Here is a 15,236-nt window from a genome sequence, read left to right on the forward strand (position 1 = left end):
GCTACGCGTGGCTGAGGTGGCGGTCCGCGCCGACGCGGCGCAGGGGTCCTGTGAGCTCGATGCCGGTGCTCAGCCGGATGTCCCCGCTGGAGGAACCGATCATGAGGCGCAGGGTGCCGGGCTCGACGATGCGCTGCCCGTCGCCGGAGGCGTCCTGGGTGTAGGAGGTCTGGTCGGCGTGCACCCGGAAGGCGACCCGGGCCGCTGCTCCGGGTTCGAGGCCGACGGAGCCGAAGGCGACCAGCTGCTGGGTGGGCCGGGCCACCTGAGCGACCGGGTCGTCGTAGTACAGCTGGACGGTCTCGCGGCCGGGGCGGTCGCCGGTGTTGCGCACGAGGCAGGAGATCTCGATGAACCCGTCCGTGGGGACCCTGCCGGAGGCGACGCGCAGGTCCTCGTAGCCGAAGGTGGTGTAGGAGATGCCGTGGCCGAAGGGGTACAGCGGCGTGTTGTCGAGGACGCTGATGCCGTCGCTGTGCCGGCCCAGGGGCGGGTTGAGGTAGGTCCCGGGGCCGCTGCCCGGCGTGGCCGGGATCTGGACGGGCAGCTTGCCGCTCGGGGTGGCCCGGCCCGACAGGACGCGGGCCAGCGCCGGGCCGCCCTCCTCACCGGGCATGAAGGACTGGACGACGGCGGCGCAGCGGTCGGCGAACCCGCCGAGCGCGTAGGGCCGCCCGGAGACGACGAGCAGGACGACCGGCACACCGGTGGCGAGCACCTCCTCGACGAGGTCGCGCTGCACGCCCGGGAGCGCGAGGTCGGGTGCGTCGCACCCCTCCCCCGACGTGCCGTTGCCGAACATCCCGGAGCGGTCGCCCACGACGACCAGGGCCAGGTCGGCCGAGCGGGCCGTTCGGACAGCCGCGGGCAGGCCGGTGCGGTCGTCGCCGCTGACGGCGCAGCCCCGCTCGTAGGTGAGGGTGACGTCCGCCAGTTCGGCGGTGAGTGCCTCGCGCAGGGTGGGCAGGGCGAGGCCCGCCGGGTGGCCTGGGTGCTTGGGCAGGACGTGGTTGGGGAAGGAGTAGGAGCCCAGAAAGGTGCCGGAGTCGTCCGCGCCGGGGCCGACGAGCGCGATACGGGGCGTTCGGGCCGGGTCCAGGGGCAGCGCGGCGCCCTCGTTGGCCAGCAGGACGACGGAGCGTTCGGCGACGGTGCGGGCCAGCGTGCGGTTGGCCGGGGAGTCGAGGTCGACGGGCCGGCCGGTCCCGGCGTCGTCCTCCGGGCTGTAGCCGGCGTCCAGCAGCCCGAGCAGGAGCTTCTGGCGCAGGACGCGTTCGACGGCGCGGTCCAGCAGTTCCGGCGCGACGTGCCCGGCGTCGAGCTGCCGGGCGAGGGGTTCCCCGTAGCAGCGGGTGTTGGGGAGCTCGACGTCCATGCCCGCGCCCAGGGCGACGCGGGCGGCATCGGCCTCGTCGGCGGCGACCCGGTGCATGGTGTGGAGGAACGCGATCGACCCGTAGTCGGAGACCACGGTGCCCTCGAAGCCCCACTGCTCGCGGAGCACGGTGGTCAGCAGGTGCTCGTCGCCGCAGGCGGGGACGCCGTCCTGGTCGGTGTAGGTGTTCATCACCGAGCCCGCCGCCCCCTCGCGCACCGCCATCTCGAACGGGGGCAGGATGACGTCGGCCATCTCACGGGCGCCGATGGAGACGGGCGCGTGGTTGCGGGCACCCCGGGAGGCGGCGTGCCCGGCGAAGTGCTTCAGCGTGGCGACGACACCCACGGACTGCACGCCGCGCACGTAGGCGGTCCCGATGAGCCCGGTCAGGTAAGGGTCCTCGCCGAGGGTCTCCTCGACGCGGCCCCAGCGGTAGTCGCGTACGACGTCCAGGACCGGGGCGAGCCCCTGGTGGACGCCGACGGAGGCCATGTCCCGGCCGATCGCGGCGCCCATCCGCTCGACGAGCGCGGTGTCGAAGGTCGCCGCCCAGGCCAGCGGTGTGGGGTAGACGGTAGCGCCGTACGCGGCGAACCCGGTCAGGCACTCCTCGTGGGCGAGGGCGGGGATGCCGAGGCGGGTGGTGCCGGTCAGCAGCCGTTGCACGCGTACGAGTTCGGCGCGGCCTTCTTCCGGGGTGAGCGGGCGGGTGCCGTAGGGACGGGTGAGGTGGCCGATGCCGTGCGCGAGCGCCTCGGCCTCGCCGGACCGGGCGGCGAGGGCCTCCTCGATCGGCGCGACCCGGGCGTCTCCGCTGCCGACGTTCGCCTTGGACCAGTAGCTGCCCAGCTGGGCGAGCTTCTCGTCCCGTGTCATCTCGGCCATCAGGGCCCCGATGCGCTCGTCGTCTCCGAGCGAAGGGTCGTTCCACGGGTTCATGGGTCTCCTGCTCCTGGCCTGTGGAGTGCCGTGCACCGCCTGGGACGAGGGCAGCCGGCCGGATAAGTTCACATCATTGACAAAAGGGTGCGTGCAGCATGCCCAGCAGGAAAGTGACAGGTCAAGGGGTTGTACGCGGCTTTCTCGGTGATGCGCCACGCATGATTCCGTGGATGCCGAAGAGCGGCTGCGACCTCGCCCGGGGCGGTGGGTGCAGCCGCTCCGGCCCCTCGGCCGGCCGAGGGGGATCGATCCACGCGCGGGGAGGGCCGACGTCAGTGGCCGAAGGCCCGGTGCGCCACACCTTCCAGATGGGCGCGCATCGTGGACTCGCAGCGCTCCGCGTCCCCCGCCTCGAGGACCGCGGCGTGTTCGGCGAGCGCCTCCTGCGTGTCACTCACCCGGCCACCGGTGAAGCGGCGGAAGCGCTGGATGTGCGCGCCCAGCGGGTCGATGACGGCGCTGAGGAAGCGGTTGCCGGCGGCACGGGCGATCGTGGCGGGGAAGGCCGAGTCCGCCTGGAGGTGGGCGCGGAAGTCGTCGGCGACGCGCTGCACGGCCGCGGCCTCCATCAGCCGGTGGCTCTCCGCCGGCTCGGCCGCCGTCCCCGCCGCATCCCGCTCGCACGCCCGGCGGGCGCTGTACGGCTCGATCAGCAGCCGGGCACCCCGCAGCGGGTGCGCAGCCGCCTGTCACGGGAGAGGCTGGAAGGCGTGCAGGACTACGCCGCCTCTGCTGCCGCCGCAGGTGCGGGCACGGAGCTGCTGGACAGCGCCGTCGCCCACCTCATGCACGAGACGGGCGCGTCGGTGGTGATGCTCTACCTGCTGCCGAGGCACGACACGACGCTGCGGCTGGCCGTGCTCGCCGGGGTCCCGGGGCAGCTGGCCGACCCGTGGACGCGGGTCCCGTTGTCCGCCCCGATGCCGGTGGCGGACGCCGTACGTCTGGGCTGCCTGATCTGGCTCGGCAGTCAGGAGGAGCTGGCGCGCCGCTATCCGCGTCCCGCGCTCGTGCTGCCGTACCAGTTCGCACTGGCCGCGGCCCCCCTCCACATCGGCGCCGCCGACCAGGGCGGCCTGGTCCTGTTGTGGCCGGGGTCGCACTCCCCGCAGCTGAGGCCCGACGAGCGCGCGGCCGTGCTCAGGGGCTGCAACGGCATCGGGACGCTCCTCCGGCAGGCCGAGAGCAACGGTTACCCGGTGGTCGCGGGGAGCCAGCCCCGGGTGCTGCCGCCGCCGGAGCCGCCCGCTCCCGATCCGGCGGAGGGCGCCGCCGTCATGGAGTTCGTCCAGCGGCTGCCCGGCGGAAGCTGCGCGCTGGCACTGGACGGGACCGTCACCTATCTGAACGACGCCGCCGCGGAGCTGCTCGGCACACCGGCGGACGAGGTGCGCGGCACCCTGCCCTGGGTGTCACTTCCCTGGCTGCACGACCCCTCCGTGGAGGACCACTACCGGGCCGCCGTCATCAGCCGTCAGAACACCTCCTTCACCGTACTGAGACCACCGGACCGGTGGCTATCCTTCCGGCTCTTCCCGAACGCCACCGGCATCAGCGTGCGCATCATGCCCACCTCGGAACCCGGTCCGGCCGACGCCCCGGCCCCTACGCTGCCGCCCTCCGCCGCCGTACCCAGCCGTGCGAACGCCCTGTACCACCTGATGCACCTGGCGGCCACGCTCACCGAGGCGGTCGGCACGCAGGAAGTGATCGAACTGGCCGGTGACCAGCTGATGCCCGCGTTCCGGATCCACACCCTCGTGGTGATGACCTCGACGGACGGACGGCTGCGGGTGGAGGGCCGCAGGGGCGGCCGGCCCACCCTCATGGACCGCTTCGACGGGGCCCCGCTGAGCTCGGGCACGCCGGCCGCGCACGTGCTGACGACGGGCATTCCGGACTTCTTCCCGACCTTCGCGGACCTGGAACGCGCCTATCCGCAGGCGGGACTGCGCGACGTGGTCGCCGCGTGCGCCTTCCTGCCACTGATCGTCTCCGGGCATCCGGTGGGTTCCCTGGTCCTCGCCTACGACCGGCCGCAGACCTTCGAGCCCGAGGAGCGTGCCCTGCTCACCTCGATCGCGGGACTGCTGGCGCAGGCACTGGACCGGGCGCGCCTGTACGACACGAAGAACCGGCTCGCGCACAGCCTGCAGGCGCACCTCCTGCCCCAGACCCTCCCCTCGATCGACGGCCTGGACGTCGCGGCACGCTACCTCCCGTCGACCCGGGGCATGGGCATCGGCGGGGACTTCTACGACCTCATCCGGCTCGACGAGACCACGGCCGCCGCCGCCATCGGCGACGTGCAGGGCCACAACGTGAACGCCGCCGCACTCATGGGCCAGGTCCGTACCGCCGTGCACGCCTCCGCCGGCGCGCCGCCCGACGAGGTCCTGGCACGTACCAACCGGCTGCTCACCGACCTCGATCCGGGGCTGTTCACCAGCTGTCTGTACGTCCATCTCGACCTTGCCGGGAACACCGCCTGCCTGGCCACCGCCGGCCATCCCGCACCGCTGCTGAGGCAGCCGGACGGTCAGACCGAGGCGCTCGACCTGCCCCCCGGCCTGCTGCTCGGCATCGATCCCGCGTCGCGCTATCCGACGACGCACGTCCCCCTGCCTCCCGGCGCGACACTGGCCCTGTTCACCGACGGGCTGGTGGAGGCGCCAGGGGTGGATTTCGACGACGCCACCGCCGATCTGGCCGAGCACTTCGCCCTGGCCCTCGACCAGGACATGGACTCCGTCGCCGAGACGCTCGTGCGCTACGCGAGGCGCTACACGCCCGGCAACGACGACATCGCCCTGCTGCTCATCAACGCCCTCCGGCAGGACGGCTGACGCGCCGTCCTGCCGGAACGGGGTGGAGAGCCCTGAGGTGCCGAGGCGGTGGGGTTTCATCGGCACCCCAGGGCGGTCAGCGGGGGTGGTGCGGCGGGCGGGATCAGCCGCCGTAGAGGTCACCCAGGGAGATGCCCGTGGTGGCGGCAGGCCCGCCGAGCCTGACCTCGTGGTCGAGCCCGACGAACTTCCCGCCCGACTGCCACAGGGCGGGCTTGAGCAGCGCGTACTTCGCCTCGTCCCAGGTGGCCCAGTCGTAGCCCAGGAGCCCGCCCGTGTCACCGGAGTTGGGGTTGAGGCACCAGAAGGTGTGGTGGATGCCGTTGTCCACCATCAGGTCGCGCAGAGCGGTCATCCACTTCTGGTTCGGGCCGTTGTCGAGGTGGCCGCCCCACTCCCCGATGAGAAGCGGCGCTGTGCCGTCCTTGTGCAGGTAGAGCCAGTTGGGGTCCCACACGTCGCGCTCCAGGGTGGTGCGGTCCCACGTTCCCTGGAACCAGGGCTGCTGATACACCGACGGCCCGTAGTCGTGCGGGGAGTAGACCAGTTGGTCCTGCTGCGCACCGAGGTCGACCGGATGCTCCTTCGCCCCGCGCAGGTTCCCGCCCCACCACATGCCGTGGTAGTCGGTCGCCGAGGTGGAGGACCAGTTCTTCCCGTCCTTGGGGTAGATCTCGATGCCCTCGCAGAGGACGAGGACGTGCGGGTTGATCGCGAGGATGCGCCTGCCGGCGGTCTGGCAGGTGTGCTTGAAGTTGTCCTGGTCGGTGGAGCCGTCCCACTTGGCCCGGGGGCTGTCGGACTGCTTGCCGTGGGGTTCGTTCTTGACGTCCATCGCGACCAGGGTGTCGTTGGACTTGTAGCGGTCGGTCACCCACTCCCAGGCGGAGTAGAACTGCTCGGTGGTGATCGCGCCCTTCCACCACACGGGGTACACGTGGCCGGAGTTGTCGGCCTCCGCGCTGTGGACGTCGAGCATCACCTTGATGCCGTACTTCTCCGCCACACCGAGGAACGCGTCGAAGACCCCCAGGGTGGTCTTGCCCGCGAGTTCGGGGTTGGCCCACGTGTTGACGGCGCTGGAGGCCGCCGCCCGGCCCTCCTTCCACTCCAGCAGGAGCTGCGTGGAGATCGGCACACGGATGATGTTGATGCCCCGCTCCGCCATCTGCCGTGTGACGGTGTCCAGGTTGGCGGACCACAGACCGTGGAAGACGCGCTCCGTGGCGTTGAAGCCGAACCAGTTCGCCCCGGTCAGCCAGACCCGGTTGCCCCGCTCGTCGACGATCCGGTTGCCCTCGGTGTGCAGCCAGTCCGTGCCGGAGCCGGCCGCAGCAGCCGGGGTCGCCGCGCTCGACGCCGGCGTCCGCGTCGCGCCGCTCGCCGCCTGTGCGGAGACCGGGCCGGACAGCGTCATCAGCAGGGCGGTCGCGGTGACGGCGGCGGCCGTCGCCCTGGCCAGCCGTTTTCTCATCCGTGGCTTCATCCGTTGTCGCCTTTCATGGGGGTGAGGCGGGCAGCGGGGATGGGAGCGCTCCCATTCCGTTGGTCACATGAAGCCAGGACGGCGGATCCGCTGTCAATGGGCATGACAACGTTCATTTCCCGAAACCACCCGCCCTCCGGCACCGCTCACTATTCACACCTCGCAGTCATTAATTTGAGCAATGACGATGAAATCTTGCGCAGCACGATGGACTTCTTTACGAAGGAGCTTCTAGCCTGTGGGCGTCCGCAGAGCCCTTCGAGCCGCAAGGACGACCCACGTGACCCCACCCCTCCCTGGCCCACGTCTGCTCAGACGGTCCCTCTCCGCCTCCCTCTCCGTGGCACTCGCCGCTGCCGGCACCGCGGCGGCGATGCTGCTGGCCGGCGCTCCCCCCGCACAGGCCGCCGCCGTTCCCGCGCCGTCCCCCGTCGGGGTGTCCGGCCGGGGCGCCACCGTTCCGTTCAAGGAACAGGAGGCCGAGTACGCCGCCACCAACGGCTCGCTGATCGGCCCCGACCGCCTCTACGGCTCGCTGCCCTCCGAGGCTTCGGGCCGGCAGGCCGTCACGCTCGACGCCGCGGGCGAGTACGTCGAGTTCACACTCACGGCCCCCGCGAACGCGATGACCTTCCGCTACTCGCTGCCGGACAACGCGGCAGGGACGGGCCGGGACGCCTCGCTCGATCTGCGGGTCAACGGCAACTCGCTCAAGAGCGTGCCGGTGACATCGAAGTACGGTTGGTACTACGGGGGTTACCCCTTCAACAACAACCCGGGGGACACCGACCCGCACCACTTCTACGACGAGACGCGGACCATGTTCGGGTCCACGCTGGCGGCCGGGACGAAGGTCCGGCTCCAGGTGACCTCCACCGCCGCCTCACCGTCGTTCACCATCGACCTCGCGGACTTCGAGCAGGTCGGCGCGCCTGTCGGCAAGCCGTCCGGGGCACTGGACGTGGTGAGCGACTTCGGCGCGGACCCGACCGGAGCGGCCGACGCCACGGCGAAGATCCAGGCCGCGGTCGACGCGGGCCGCGCGCAGGGCAGGGAGGTGTACATCCCCCAGGGCACCTTCAAGGTCCAGGACCACATCGTCGTCGACAAGGTCACCCTGCGCGGCGCGGGCCCCTGGTACAGCGTGCTGACCGGGCGTCACCCCACGGACCGGTCCAAGGCGGTCGGGGTCTACGGGAAGTACGCGGCGCAGGGCGGCAGCAGCAATGTCACCCTCAAGGACTTCGCCATCATCGGCGACATCCGCGAGCGGGTGGACAACGACCAGGTCAACGCCATCGGCGGGGCCATGTCCCACTCGGTCGTCGACAACGTCTGGATGCAGCACACCAAGTGCGGCGCCTGGATGGACGGCCCCATGGACGACTTCACCGTCAAGAACAGCCGCATCCTGGACCAGACCGCCGACGGGGTGAACTTCCACTACGGGGTCACCGATTCCACCGTCACCAACACCTTCGTCCGCAACACCGGCGACGACGGACTGGCGATGTGGGCGGAGAACGTCCCGAACGTGAGGAACACGTTCACCTTCAACACGGTGATCCTGCCGATCCTCGCCAACAACATCGTCACGTACGGCGGCAAGGACATCACCATCTCCGACAACGTCATGTCGGACACCGTCACCAACGGCGGCGGGCTGCACATCGCCAACCGCTACCCGGGCGTCAACTCGGGTCAGGGGACGGCCGTCTCGGGCACGCACACCGCTGCCCGCAACACCCTGATCCGGACCGGGAACAACGACTTCAACTGGCGCTTCGGCGTCGGCGCGATCTGGTTCAGCGGTCTCAACGAGCCGATCAGCAACGCCACGATCAACATCACGGACAGCGAGATCCTGGACAGCTCCTACGCCGCGATCCATCTCATCGAGGGCGCGAGCAACGGACTGCACTTCGACAACATCAAGATCGACGGAGCGGGCACGTACGCCCTCCAGATCCAGGCTCCGGGCACGGCCTCCTTCAACAAGGTCGTCGCCACGCACATCGCCCAGTCCAACCCGATCCACAACTGTGTCGGCAGCGGCTTCCAGATCACCCAGGGCACCGGGAACTCGGGCTGGTACGCGAACCCGCCCGCCTGCACCGGTGTCTGGCCCGACCCGGTGTGGACCAACGGCGGGGTGCCGGGCGGCGGCGGCCCGACCGACCCGACGGACCCGCCCGAGGAGACGGGCAACCTCGCCCAGGGGCGTCCGGTCACCGAGACGAGCCACGCCGACGTGTACGGCGCCGGCAACGCGGTGGACGGCAACGCCGGCAGCTACTGGGAGAGCCGCAACAACGCCTTCCCGCAGTCCGTCACCGTGGATCTCGGTGCCGCCAAGGCCGTCGGGCGTCTGGTGCTGAAGCTGCCCCCGGCCGCCGCCTGGGCGACGCGCACGCAGACGATCGGCGTCACGGGCAGCACCGACAACTCCACGTACACCTCCCTCAAGGCGCCGGCGGGCTACACGTTCGCCCCGTCCAGCGGCAACACGGCGACGGTGACGCTGACGGGGACGCCGGTCCGCTATCTGCGGCTGACGTTCACCGCCAACACCGGCTGGCCGGCGGGGCAGCTGTCCGAGCTGGAGGCCTACACCGGCTGACCGCGCGCACGACGACGGGCCCGGCCTCCACGGCCGGGCCCGTCTCTGTACGGGGAGGGCTCAGCCCTTCGGCGTGAACGACTCCGCGGCCGGGGCCACCTCCGCCGGCCTGACGACCTTGAGGCCACCGGGGGACTTGGCGTCGGGCTTCATGATGACGGTCTGCCGGGTCGAGGGCGCCGACGGGTCGGTGAAGTCGTGCGCGATCCCGAAGTCACCGCCGAAGTCCTTGATGGTGAGCAGGGCCTTGTCGACGCCCTCACGGGTGAGGTCCTTCGACTCACAGGCCTTCTTCAGTGCCTCGCCGAAGACGGACGCCGCGTTGTATCCGGCGATGACGCCGTTGTCGAGGCCGTCCTTCGGGTACGTGGCCGCGTACGCCTTGGCGAGCTTCGCCGGGCCCTCGGCGGAGTCTCCGATGGGCAGGGTGGAGGCGCCGATGTAGTAGTCCTTCTGCAGGGCCGCACCCGCCTGGGTGGCGAGCAGCTGCGGGGCGTACGCCGAGTTGTTGCCGACGACGGGGACGGCGAAGCCGGTGGCCGCGGCGACGCCGACCAGGGAGGCCGCCTGGCGCGGTCCGGCGCTGACGATGACGGCCTTCACGCCGGCCTGCTTGAGCGCGGAGACCTGGGCGGTCATGTCGTTGTCGGTCGGCTTGATCTTCTGCTCGACGACGGTGAGGCCCGCTTCCGCCGCCGCGTGCTTCGAGCCGGCCAGGGCGTTCTCGCCGTAGTCGCCCTCGAAGTAGACGTGGCCGATCTTGTCGCCCTTGGCGATGCGCTTCTCGTCCAGCAGGAAGTCGATCAGGTTGATCGTCTCGACGTCGTACGTGGCGCCGATGACACGGACGTACTTGGAGCCGACCAGGTTCGCCGACCAGGCCTGGGGCAGGACGATGCCCTTGTCCTGGCCGTCGATGCGCGACTCCACGGCGGAGACGAACGGCGAGCCGATGAACTGCGTGAAGCCCAGGACGTTCGGTTCGAGTTCGGTGTAGGCGCCGATCGCCTTCTGCGGGTCGTATCCGTGGTCGCGGACGGTCAGTTCGATCTGCCGGTCGCAGATGCCCCCCGCCTTGTTCGTCTCCTCGACCCAGAGCTGCTGGGCCTGGGTGACGCTCTTGCCCAGCGAGGCGTACACGCCGGTCATGTCGGTGAGGGCGCCGAGGGTGATCTTGGAGTCGGTGACTCCTTCGCCGGCCTTCACCCCGTTCTTGTCCGCGCCGCCGTCGTCCGACGACTTCGCCTTCTCGCTGCATCCCGCGAGGGTGAGGGTGAGAGCCGCGACGACGGCTCCGACAACACGTAGCTTCATTTCTTCTTCTCCCCTGGAGTCTTCAGACGCGCAATGCCGCCGGGCAGGAACAGGACGACCGCGACGACCGCGGCGCCGTACAGATAGCGGGACGCCTCGCCCGGTGCGATGCCGCCCGTACCGGGGGCGGACACCAGGGGCAGGGAGTCGCTGTAGTGGGTGAGCACCTGCGGGAGCAGCGAGACGAACGCGGCGCCGATGACGGCTCCCGCCACGCTGCCCAGCCCGCCGATGACGATCATGGCGAGGTATTCGAGGGACAGGATCATGCCGAAGTACTCGGGCACGGTCCGCTGGAAGACCAGCGCGAGCAGGACGCCCGCGAGGCCCGCGTACATCGAGGACAGGACGAAGACGCCGGCCCGGTACCGGGCGACGGGCACGCCCATCACCCCGGCGGCGATCCGGTGGTCCCGGATGGCGTTGAGGGCCCGGCCGGGCCTGCCGCGCAGCACCCCGCGGGCGAAGAGCCCGCTGACCAGGAGCGCTGCCAGTGCCAGGTACCAGAGCTTCTCGGACGACTGGAAGGGCACGGCGGCCACGACCACCTCGGCGTCGTCGAAGGTGAACCCGAACAGTGAGAGGGGCGGCACCGGACGGCCGTTGAAGCCGCCCGTGAGCGAGCCCGCGTTGAACAGGACGTGCTGGCCGATGAAGATCAGCGCGAGCGTGGCGATACCGAGGTACGCGCCGCTCAGCCGCCCCGCGATGGGGCTGAACAGCCCGCCGGCGGCCCCCGCCAGGAGCACGGCCAGGACGGCCGCGAGCCAGGTGGGCAGGCCGAGCCCGGTCAGGGCGTGCCCGTTCTCCGTGCTGCTCTCCCCGCCCAGGATGCAGTAGCCGTACGCGCCCACCGCGAGGAAGAAGGCATGTCCCATGGAGAGCTGGCCGGTGGACCCGGTCAGCAGGTTGAGCCCGATGGCCCCGATCGCGGCGGCCATCGCGAACAGCCCTGCCTGGAGCCAGAACCGGTCGAGGTAGAACGGGAGCAGGAGCAGCAGGACCGACCCGGCCAGCCAGAGGTACGGGGCGGGGCGGCGCAGCCGGTCGGTGAACGACTCCCCGGCGGCAGTGACGGTGGCCCCGGCAGGGGCGGGCGCGACGGCGTCCTTGGTGGCTTCAGACACGGGACAGCTCCTTCGTACCGAAGAGTCCCGCCGGCCGGACGAGCAGGACGGCCACCATCACCAGGTACGGCGCGAGATCGCCGATGCCGCGTCCGAGGAAGGAGAGATCGCTCTGGTAGCCGGTGGCGAGTGACTCGGTGACTCCCACGAGGAGCCCTCCGACAAGTGCGCCGGTCGTCGAGTCGAGCCCGCCGAGGATCGCGGCGGGGAACGCCTTGAGCGCGGCGAGCGAGGTGGCCCGTTCTAGGCCGGGGGTCGGGAACACCGTCAGGAAGAGAGCGGCGACGGCGGCGAGCGCCCCGGCGACCGCCCAGGCGGACAGGGAGACCCGGCCGAGCCGGATGCCCATCAGCGCGGCGGTCTGCGGATTCTCGGCGGCGGCCCGCATGGACACGCCCCAGGAGGTGAAGCGGAAGGCGAGCAGGAACACCGTGATGAGCAGTCCCGCGACGAGGAAGGCCGCGATGCGGGTCTCGGCGAGGGTGACGCCCCCGATGGTGACGACGTCGTCGCCCCACGGGTCGCCCAGCGACATGACGTCCGTCCCCATGCGCCGGACGAGTTCGGTGGTCAGGAGGATGTCGACGCCGATGGTGACGATGGCGAGGACACTCTGGTCGCTCCCCCGGTAGCGGCGCATGACGAAGAACTCGACCGCCGAACCGACGACAGCCGCGCCGGCGATGCCCACGCCGAGCGCCGGCCAGAAGCCGATGTCGTCGTGGAGCACGGCGGTCACGTAACCGCCGGCCAGCAGCAGCGAGGCGTGGGCGAAGTTGACGACCTCGGTCGCCTTGAAGATGACGACGAAGCCCAGCGCGATCAATGCGTAGACCGAGCCGATGGACAGGCCACCGAGGAGGAGTTCGATGAAGGTGGTCATTCCTGCGCCCCCAAGTAGGCCTGGACCACGGCCGGGTCGTTCTGGACCTCGGCGGGTGTACCGCCGGCGATCCTGCGTCCGAAGTCGAGGACGGTCACGGCGTCCGCGAGCCGCATCACCACCCCCATGTCGTGTTCGACCATGACGATCGAGATGCCGAGGCTGTCGCGCACACCGGCGACGACGGCCGCGGTCCGGCGGCGCTCGTCGGCGGTCATGCCCGCGATGGGTTCGTCCAGGAGCAGGACCTGGGGCTCCATGCACAGCGCGCGACCGAGCTCGACGAGCTTCTGCTTCCCGTACGGCAGGGCCCCGGCGGGGAAGTCGAGTTCCTTGTCCAGACCGATGAACCCGGCGATCTCGCGGACCCGTTCGAGGTGCCGGTGCGCCTCGCGGGTCGCGGAGGGCAGCCGCAGGCCGGAGGCGACGAAGCCGGCGCGGGTGAGCCGGTGCCGGCCGAGCATCAGGCTTTCGGCGACGGTGGCGTGCGGGGGCAGGGCCAGGTTCTGGAAGGTTCGGGCGACGCCGAGGTCGGCGATCCTGTGCGGGGCGAGTCGGGTGAGTTCGGTGGAGCCGAGGTGCACGGTGCCCGAGGTGGCGCGGTAGACGCCGGAGAGCACGTTGAAGGTGGTGGACTTGCCGGCGCCGTTGGGCCCGATGACGGCGTGCACACTGCCCGGCTCGACGGTGAAGGAGACCGCGTCGAGGGCGGTGAGCCCGGCGAAGCGCACGGTCACGTCGCGCACGGTGAGCGCGGCGGGGGCGGTCGTCACGCGGACCACCTGCTCAGGCCGCGGGTGAGGCTCTCCCCCTGGGCCGCGTCCTCCGCGGCCGTCTCGTCGACGACGCCGAGATAGCGGCGGCGTACCTCGTCCGAGGCTGCCAGCTCGTCCGCCGGGCCGTGGAGGGCGACCTCGCCGACGTCCAGGACGTACGCGGTGGAGGCGAGCCGCAGCGCGATGGCCGCGTTCTGCTCGACGAGCATGACGGAGGTGCCGCCCGCGTTGATCTCCTGGATCGTCTCGGCGATCCTCGCCGCCATCAGCGGGGCGAGACCGAGGGACGGCTCGTCGAGCAGCAGCAGCCGGGGGGCGGCCATCAGGGCCCGGCCCATCGCCAGCATCTGCTGCTCCCCGCCGGACAGCAGGCCGGCCCGCTGGTGCGCGCGCTGGGCGAGCACGGGGAACAGCTCGTGTACGCGCCGGAGGGCGGCGGCGGTTTCCTTGCGCCCGCCGCGTGCCCCGAGGGCGCCCGCCCGGAGATTGTCCGCCACCGTCATGCGGGCGAACACCTGCCGCCCTTCCGGCACCTGGATCACTCCCGCCGCCACCACCTGGGCGGGGCGGAGCCCGTCCAGGGGGCGGCCGTCGAAGCGGATGGTGCCCGTGCCCGTCCCGCGGTGGAAGCCGAGGGTCCGCGATACGGCCCGCAGCAGCGTGGTCTTGCCGGCGCCGTTGCCACCGAGTACAGCGGTGATCGCGCCGGCCGGCACGTCGACGGAGACGTCGCGCAGTGCCCGTACCGGGCCGTAGCCCACGGACAGTTCGCGGATCTCGAGCGTTGCCATGCGTCCTCCTCCTTCCGACTGGTCGTTGTGGTGCCACAGACCAGCAGCGGGCGCGGCGCGCGTCCACGGTCCGGGGCGCACTCGCTGCGGCTGACCAGTGTTCGAACGGCCCGGTTGTGCGCGCGCACAGAGGCGGGGGATGCGCCGTCACTCCCGACGGGGCCGGTGGCATCCTCACCAGCCAGAGCGGCTCGGCCGCGGGACGGAGCGAAAAGATGCGGGGGCGCAGTGACGAGCGGGGCCGGGTGCTGCTCGACGCCCTGCTGGAGGGCCGCCAGGAGCCGGACCTAGCGGCGCGCGCGGCGAGCGGTCTCGGCCTCCCCGAGCAGGGCCGTTACGCGGTGGCGGTGCTGCGCGAGGGCGGGGGCGGGCCTCCGGGCACGGCGGTCGAGTCGGACGGCCTGCGGTTCGTGCGGCGCAGGCGGGGCGACCGCGAGATCGTGGTCGTCGCCCTGGGTGACCGGGATCCGGCCGTGCTGACCGGCCTGCTGGCGCGGTGGTGCCGGGGGCCGGGCGGTATCGGCCCGGTGGTGGACGGGCTGGCCGGGCTGGGTGCCGCGCGCCGGCTGGCCGAGGTGGCGCTGCTGACGTGCCCGCCGGGCACGACGGGGATCGTACGGCTGGAGGAGCGGCTGCCCACGGCCCTGGTCGTGAGCCAGCCGGAGCTGTCGGCCCTGCTGGTCGCGGAGGTTCTGGGTCCGCTGCTGGCGCTGGACCCGGCCGACCGGGCGCTGCTGGTGCGGACGCTGGACGCGTGGCTGGAGTGCGGAGGCTCGGCGGGGCGGGCGGCCGGGCGGCTGTACTGCCACCGCAACACCGTGCTCAACCGGCTGCGACGGCTGGAGCGGCTGACCTCACGCTCGCTGTCACGGCCGCGTGAGATGGCCGAGATGACGCTGGCACTCGACGCCTTCAGGCTGACCACGGCACCGCCCTGAGGGGGAAGTCCACACGGACCACCCCCTCATGACGGCACGCCCCCGGCCGCGCGCTCCAGCAGGGGTCCGGCCTGCGAAACCTGGAGGTGCTGACCCCACACCCGCCGTCACGGCCGCACGAGCCGGCAGGGACGA

The 15,236-nt window shown here is 71.5% G+C and carries 11 protein-coding genes; 3 read left to right on the plus strand and 8 right to left on the minus strand.

The features are described from left to right. Position 1 precedes the first annotated feature (1 nt). Complete coding sequence (locus ACFY8O_RS24550; RefSeq protein WP_387905739.1) at positions 2 to 2,317, minus strand: glycoside hydrolase family 3 N-terminal domain-containing protein; 2,316 nt, start codon at positions 2,315 to 2,317, stop codon at positions 2 to 4. Between the two features lie 275 nt (positions 2,318 to 2,592). Then, positions 2,593 to 2,991, minus strand: coding sequence for an FCD domain-containing protein (locus ACFY8O_RS24555; protein WP_387906101.1), 399 nt, complete (start codon positions 2,989 to 2,991; stop codon positions 2,593 to 2,595). Between the two features lie 39 nt (positions 2,992 to 3,030). Between ACFY8O_RS24555 and ACFY8O_RS24560 the strand changes: the two genes are divergently transcribed. Beyond that, the gene (locus ACFY8O_RS24560; protein WP_387906104.1) at positions 3,031 to 5,166 is read left to right on the plus strand and encodes a SpoIIE family protein phosphatase; all 2,136 of its coding nucleotides are present in this window, start codon (positions 3,031 to 3,033) and stop codon (positions 5,164 to 5,166) included. 103 nt (positions 5,167 to 5,269) lie between these two features. Here the strand turns inward: ACFY8O_RS24560 and ACFY8O_RS24565 are convergent, their stop codons facing one another. After that, on the minus strand, positions 5,270 to 6,640 hold the full coding sequence (locus ACFY8O_RS24565) for a glycoside hydrolase family 5 protein (protein WP_387905742.1): 1,371 nt from the start codon (positions 6,638 to 6,640) through the stop codon (positions 5,270 to 5,272). Between the two features lie 292 nt (positions 6,641 to 6,932). Between ACFY8O_RS24565 and ACFY8O_RS24570 the strand changes: the two genes are divergently transcribed. Beyond that, complete coding sequence (locus ACFY8O_RS24570; RefSeq protein WP_387905744.1) at positions 6,933 to 9,272, plus strand: galactose-binding domain-containing protein; 2,340 nt, start codon at positions 6,933 to 6,935, stop codon at positions 9,270 to 9,272. Positions 9,273 to 9,332: 60 nt separating this feature from the next. Here the strand turns inward: ACFY8O_RS24570 and ACFY8O_RS24575 are convergent, their stop codons facing one another. From ACFY8O_RS24575 to ACFY8O_RS24595, 5 genes are read right to left on the minus strand one after another with little or no spacing between them, the layout of a single operon-like run. Further along, positions 9,333 to 10,586, minus strand: a complete 1,254-nt coding sequence (locus ACFY8O_RS24575; protein WP_145810488.1) for an ABC transporter substrate-binding protein — start codon at positions 10,584 to 10,586, stop codon at positions 9,333 to 9,335. Further along, positions 10,583 to 11,713: a branched-chain amino acid ABC transporter permease gene (locus tag ACFY8O_RS24580; protein WP_145810486.1), complete on the minus strand. Its 1,131-nt coding sequence runs from the start codon at positions 11,711 to 11,713 to the stop codon at positions 10,583 to 10,585. The genes ACFY8O_RS24575 and ACFY8O_RS24580 overlap by 4 nt, the downstream gene beginning before the upstream one ends. Beyond that, a complete protein-coding gene (locus tag ACFY8O_RS24585) occupies positions 11,706 to 12,596 on the minus strand; it encodes a branched-chain amino acid ABC transporter permease (protein WP_387905748.1) in 891 nt (296 codons plus the stop codon). The genes ACFY8O_RS24580 and ACFY8O_RS24585 overlap by 8 nt, the downstream gene beginning before the upstream one ends. Continuing rightward, the gene (locus ACFY8O_RS24590) at positions 12,593 to 13,378 is read right to left on the minus strand and encodes an ABC transporter ATP-binding protein (RefSeq protein WP_387905751.1); all 786 of its coding nucleotides are present in this window, start codon (positions 13,376 to 13,378) and stop codon (positions 12,593 to 12,595) included. Before ACFY8O_RS24590 ends, ACFY8O_RS24585 begins: the two co-directional genes overlap by 4 nt. After that, positions 13,366 to 14,163 (minus strand): ABC transporter ATP-binding protein, encoded by a 798-nt coding sequence (locus tag ACFY8O_RS24595; RefSeq protein ID WP_387905754.1) that lies wholly within the window; start codon positions 14,161 to 14,163, stop codon positions 13,366 to 13,368. Before ACFY8O_RS24595 ends, ACFY8O_RS24590 begins: the two co-directional genes overlap by 13 nt. A gap of 215 nt (positions 14,164 to 14,378) precedes the next feature. On the opposite strand from ACFY8O_RS24595, the gene ACFY8O_RS24600 reads away from it, so the two are divergent. Further along, positions 14,379 to 15,101: a helix-turn-helix domain-containing protein gene (locus tag ACFY8O_RS24600; protein ID WP_387905756.1), complete on the plus strand. Its 723-nt coding sequence runs from the start codon at positions 14,379 to 14,381 to the stop codon at positions 15,099 to 15,101. Positions 15,102 to 15,236 lie beyond the last annotated feature (135 nt).

The organism is Streptomyces argenteolus, assembly GCF_042902585.1.
GTDB classification, from domain to species: domain Bacteria; phylum Actinomycetota; class Actinomycetes; order Streptomycetales; family Streptomycetaceae; genus Streptomyces; species Streptomyces argenteolus.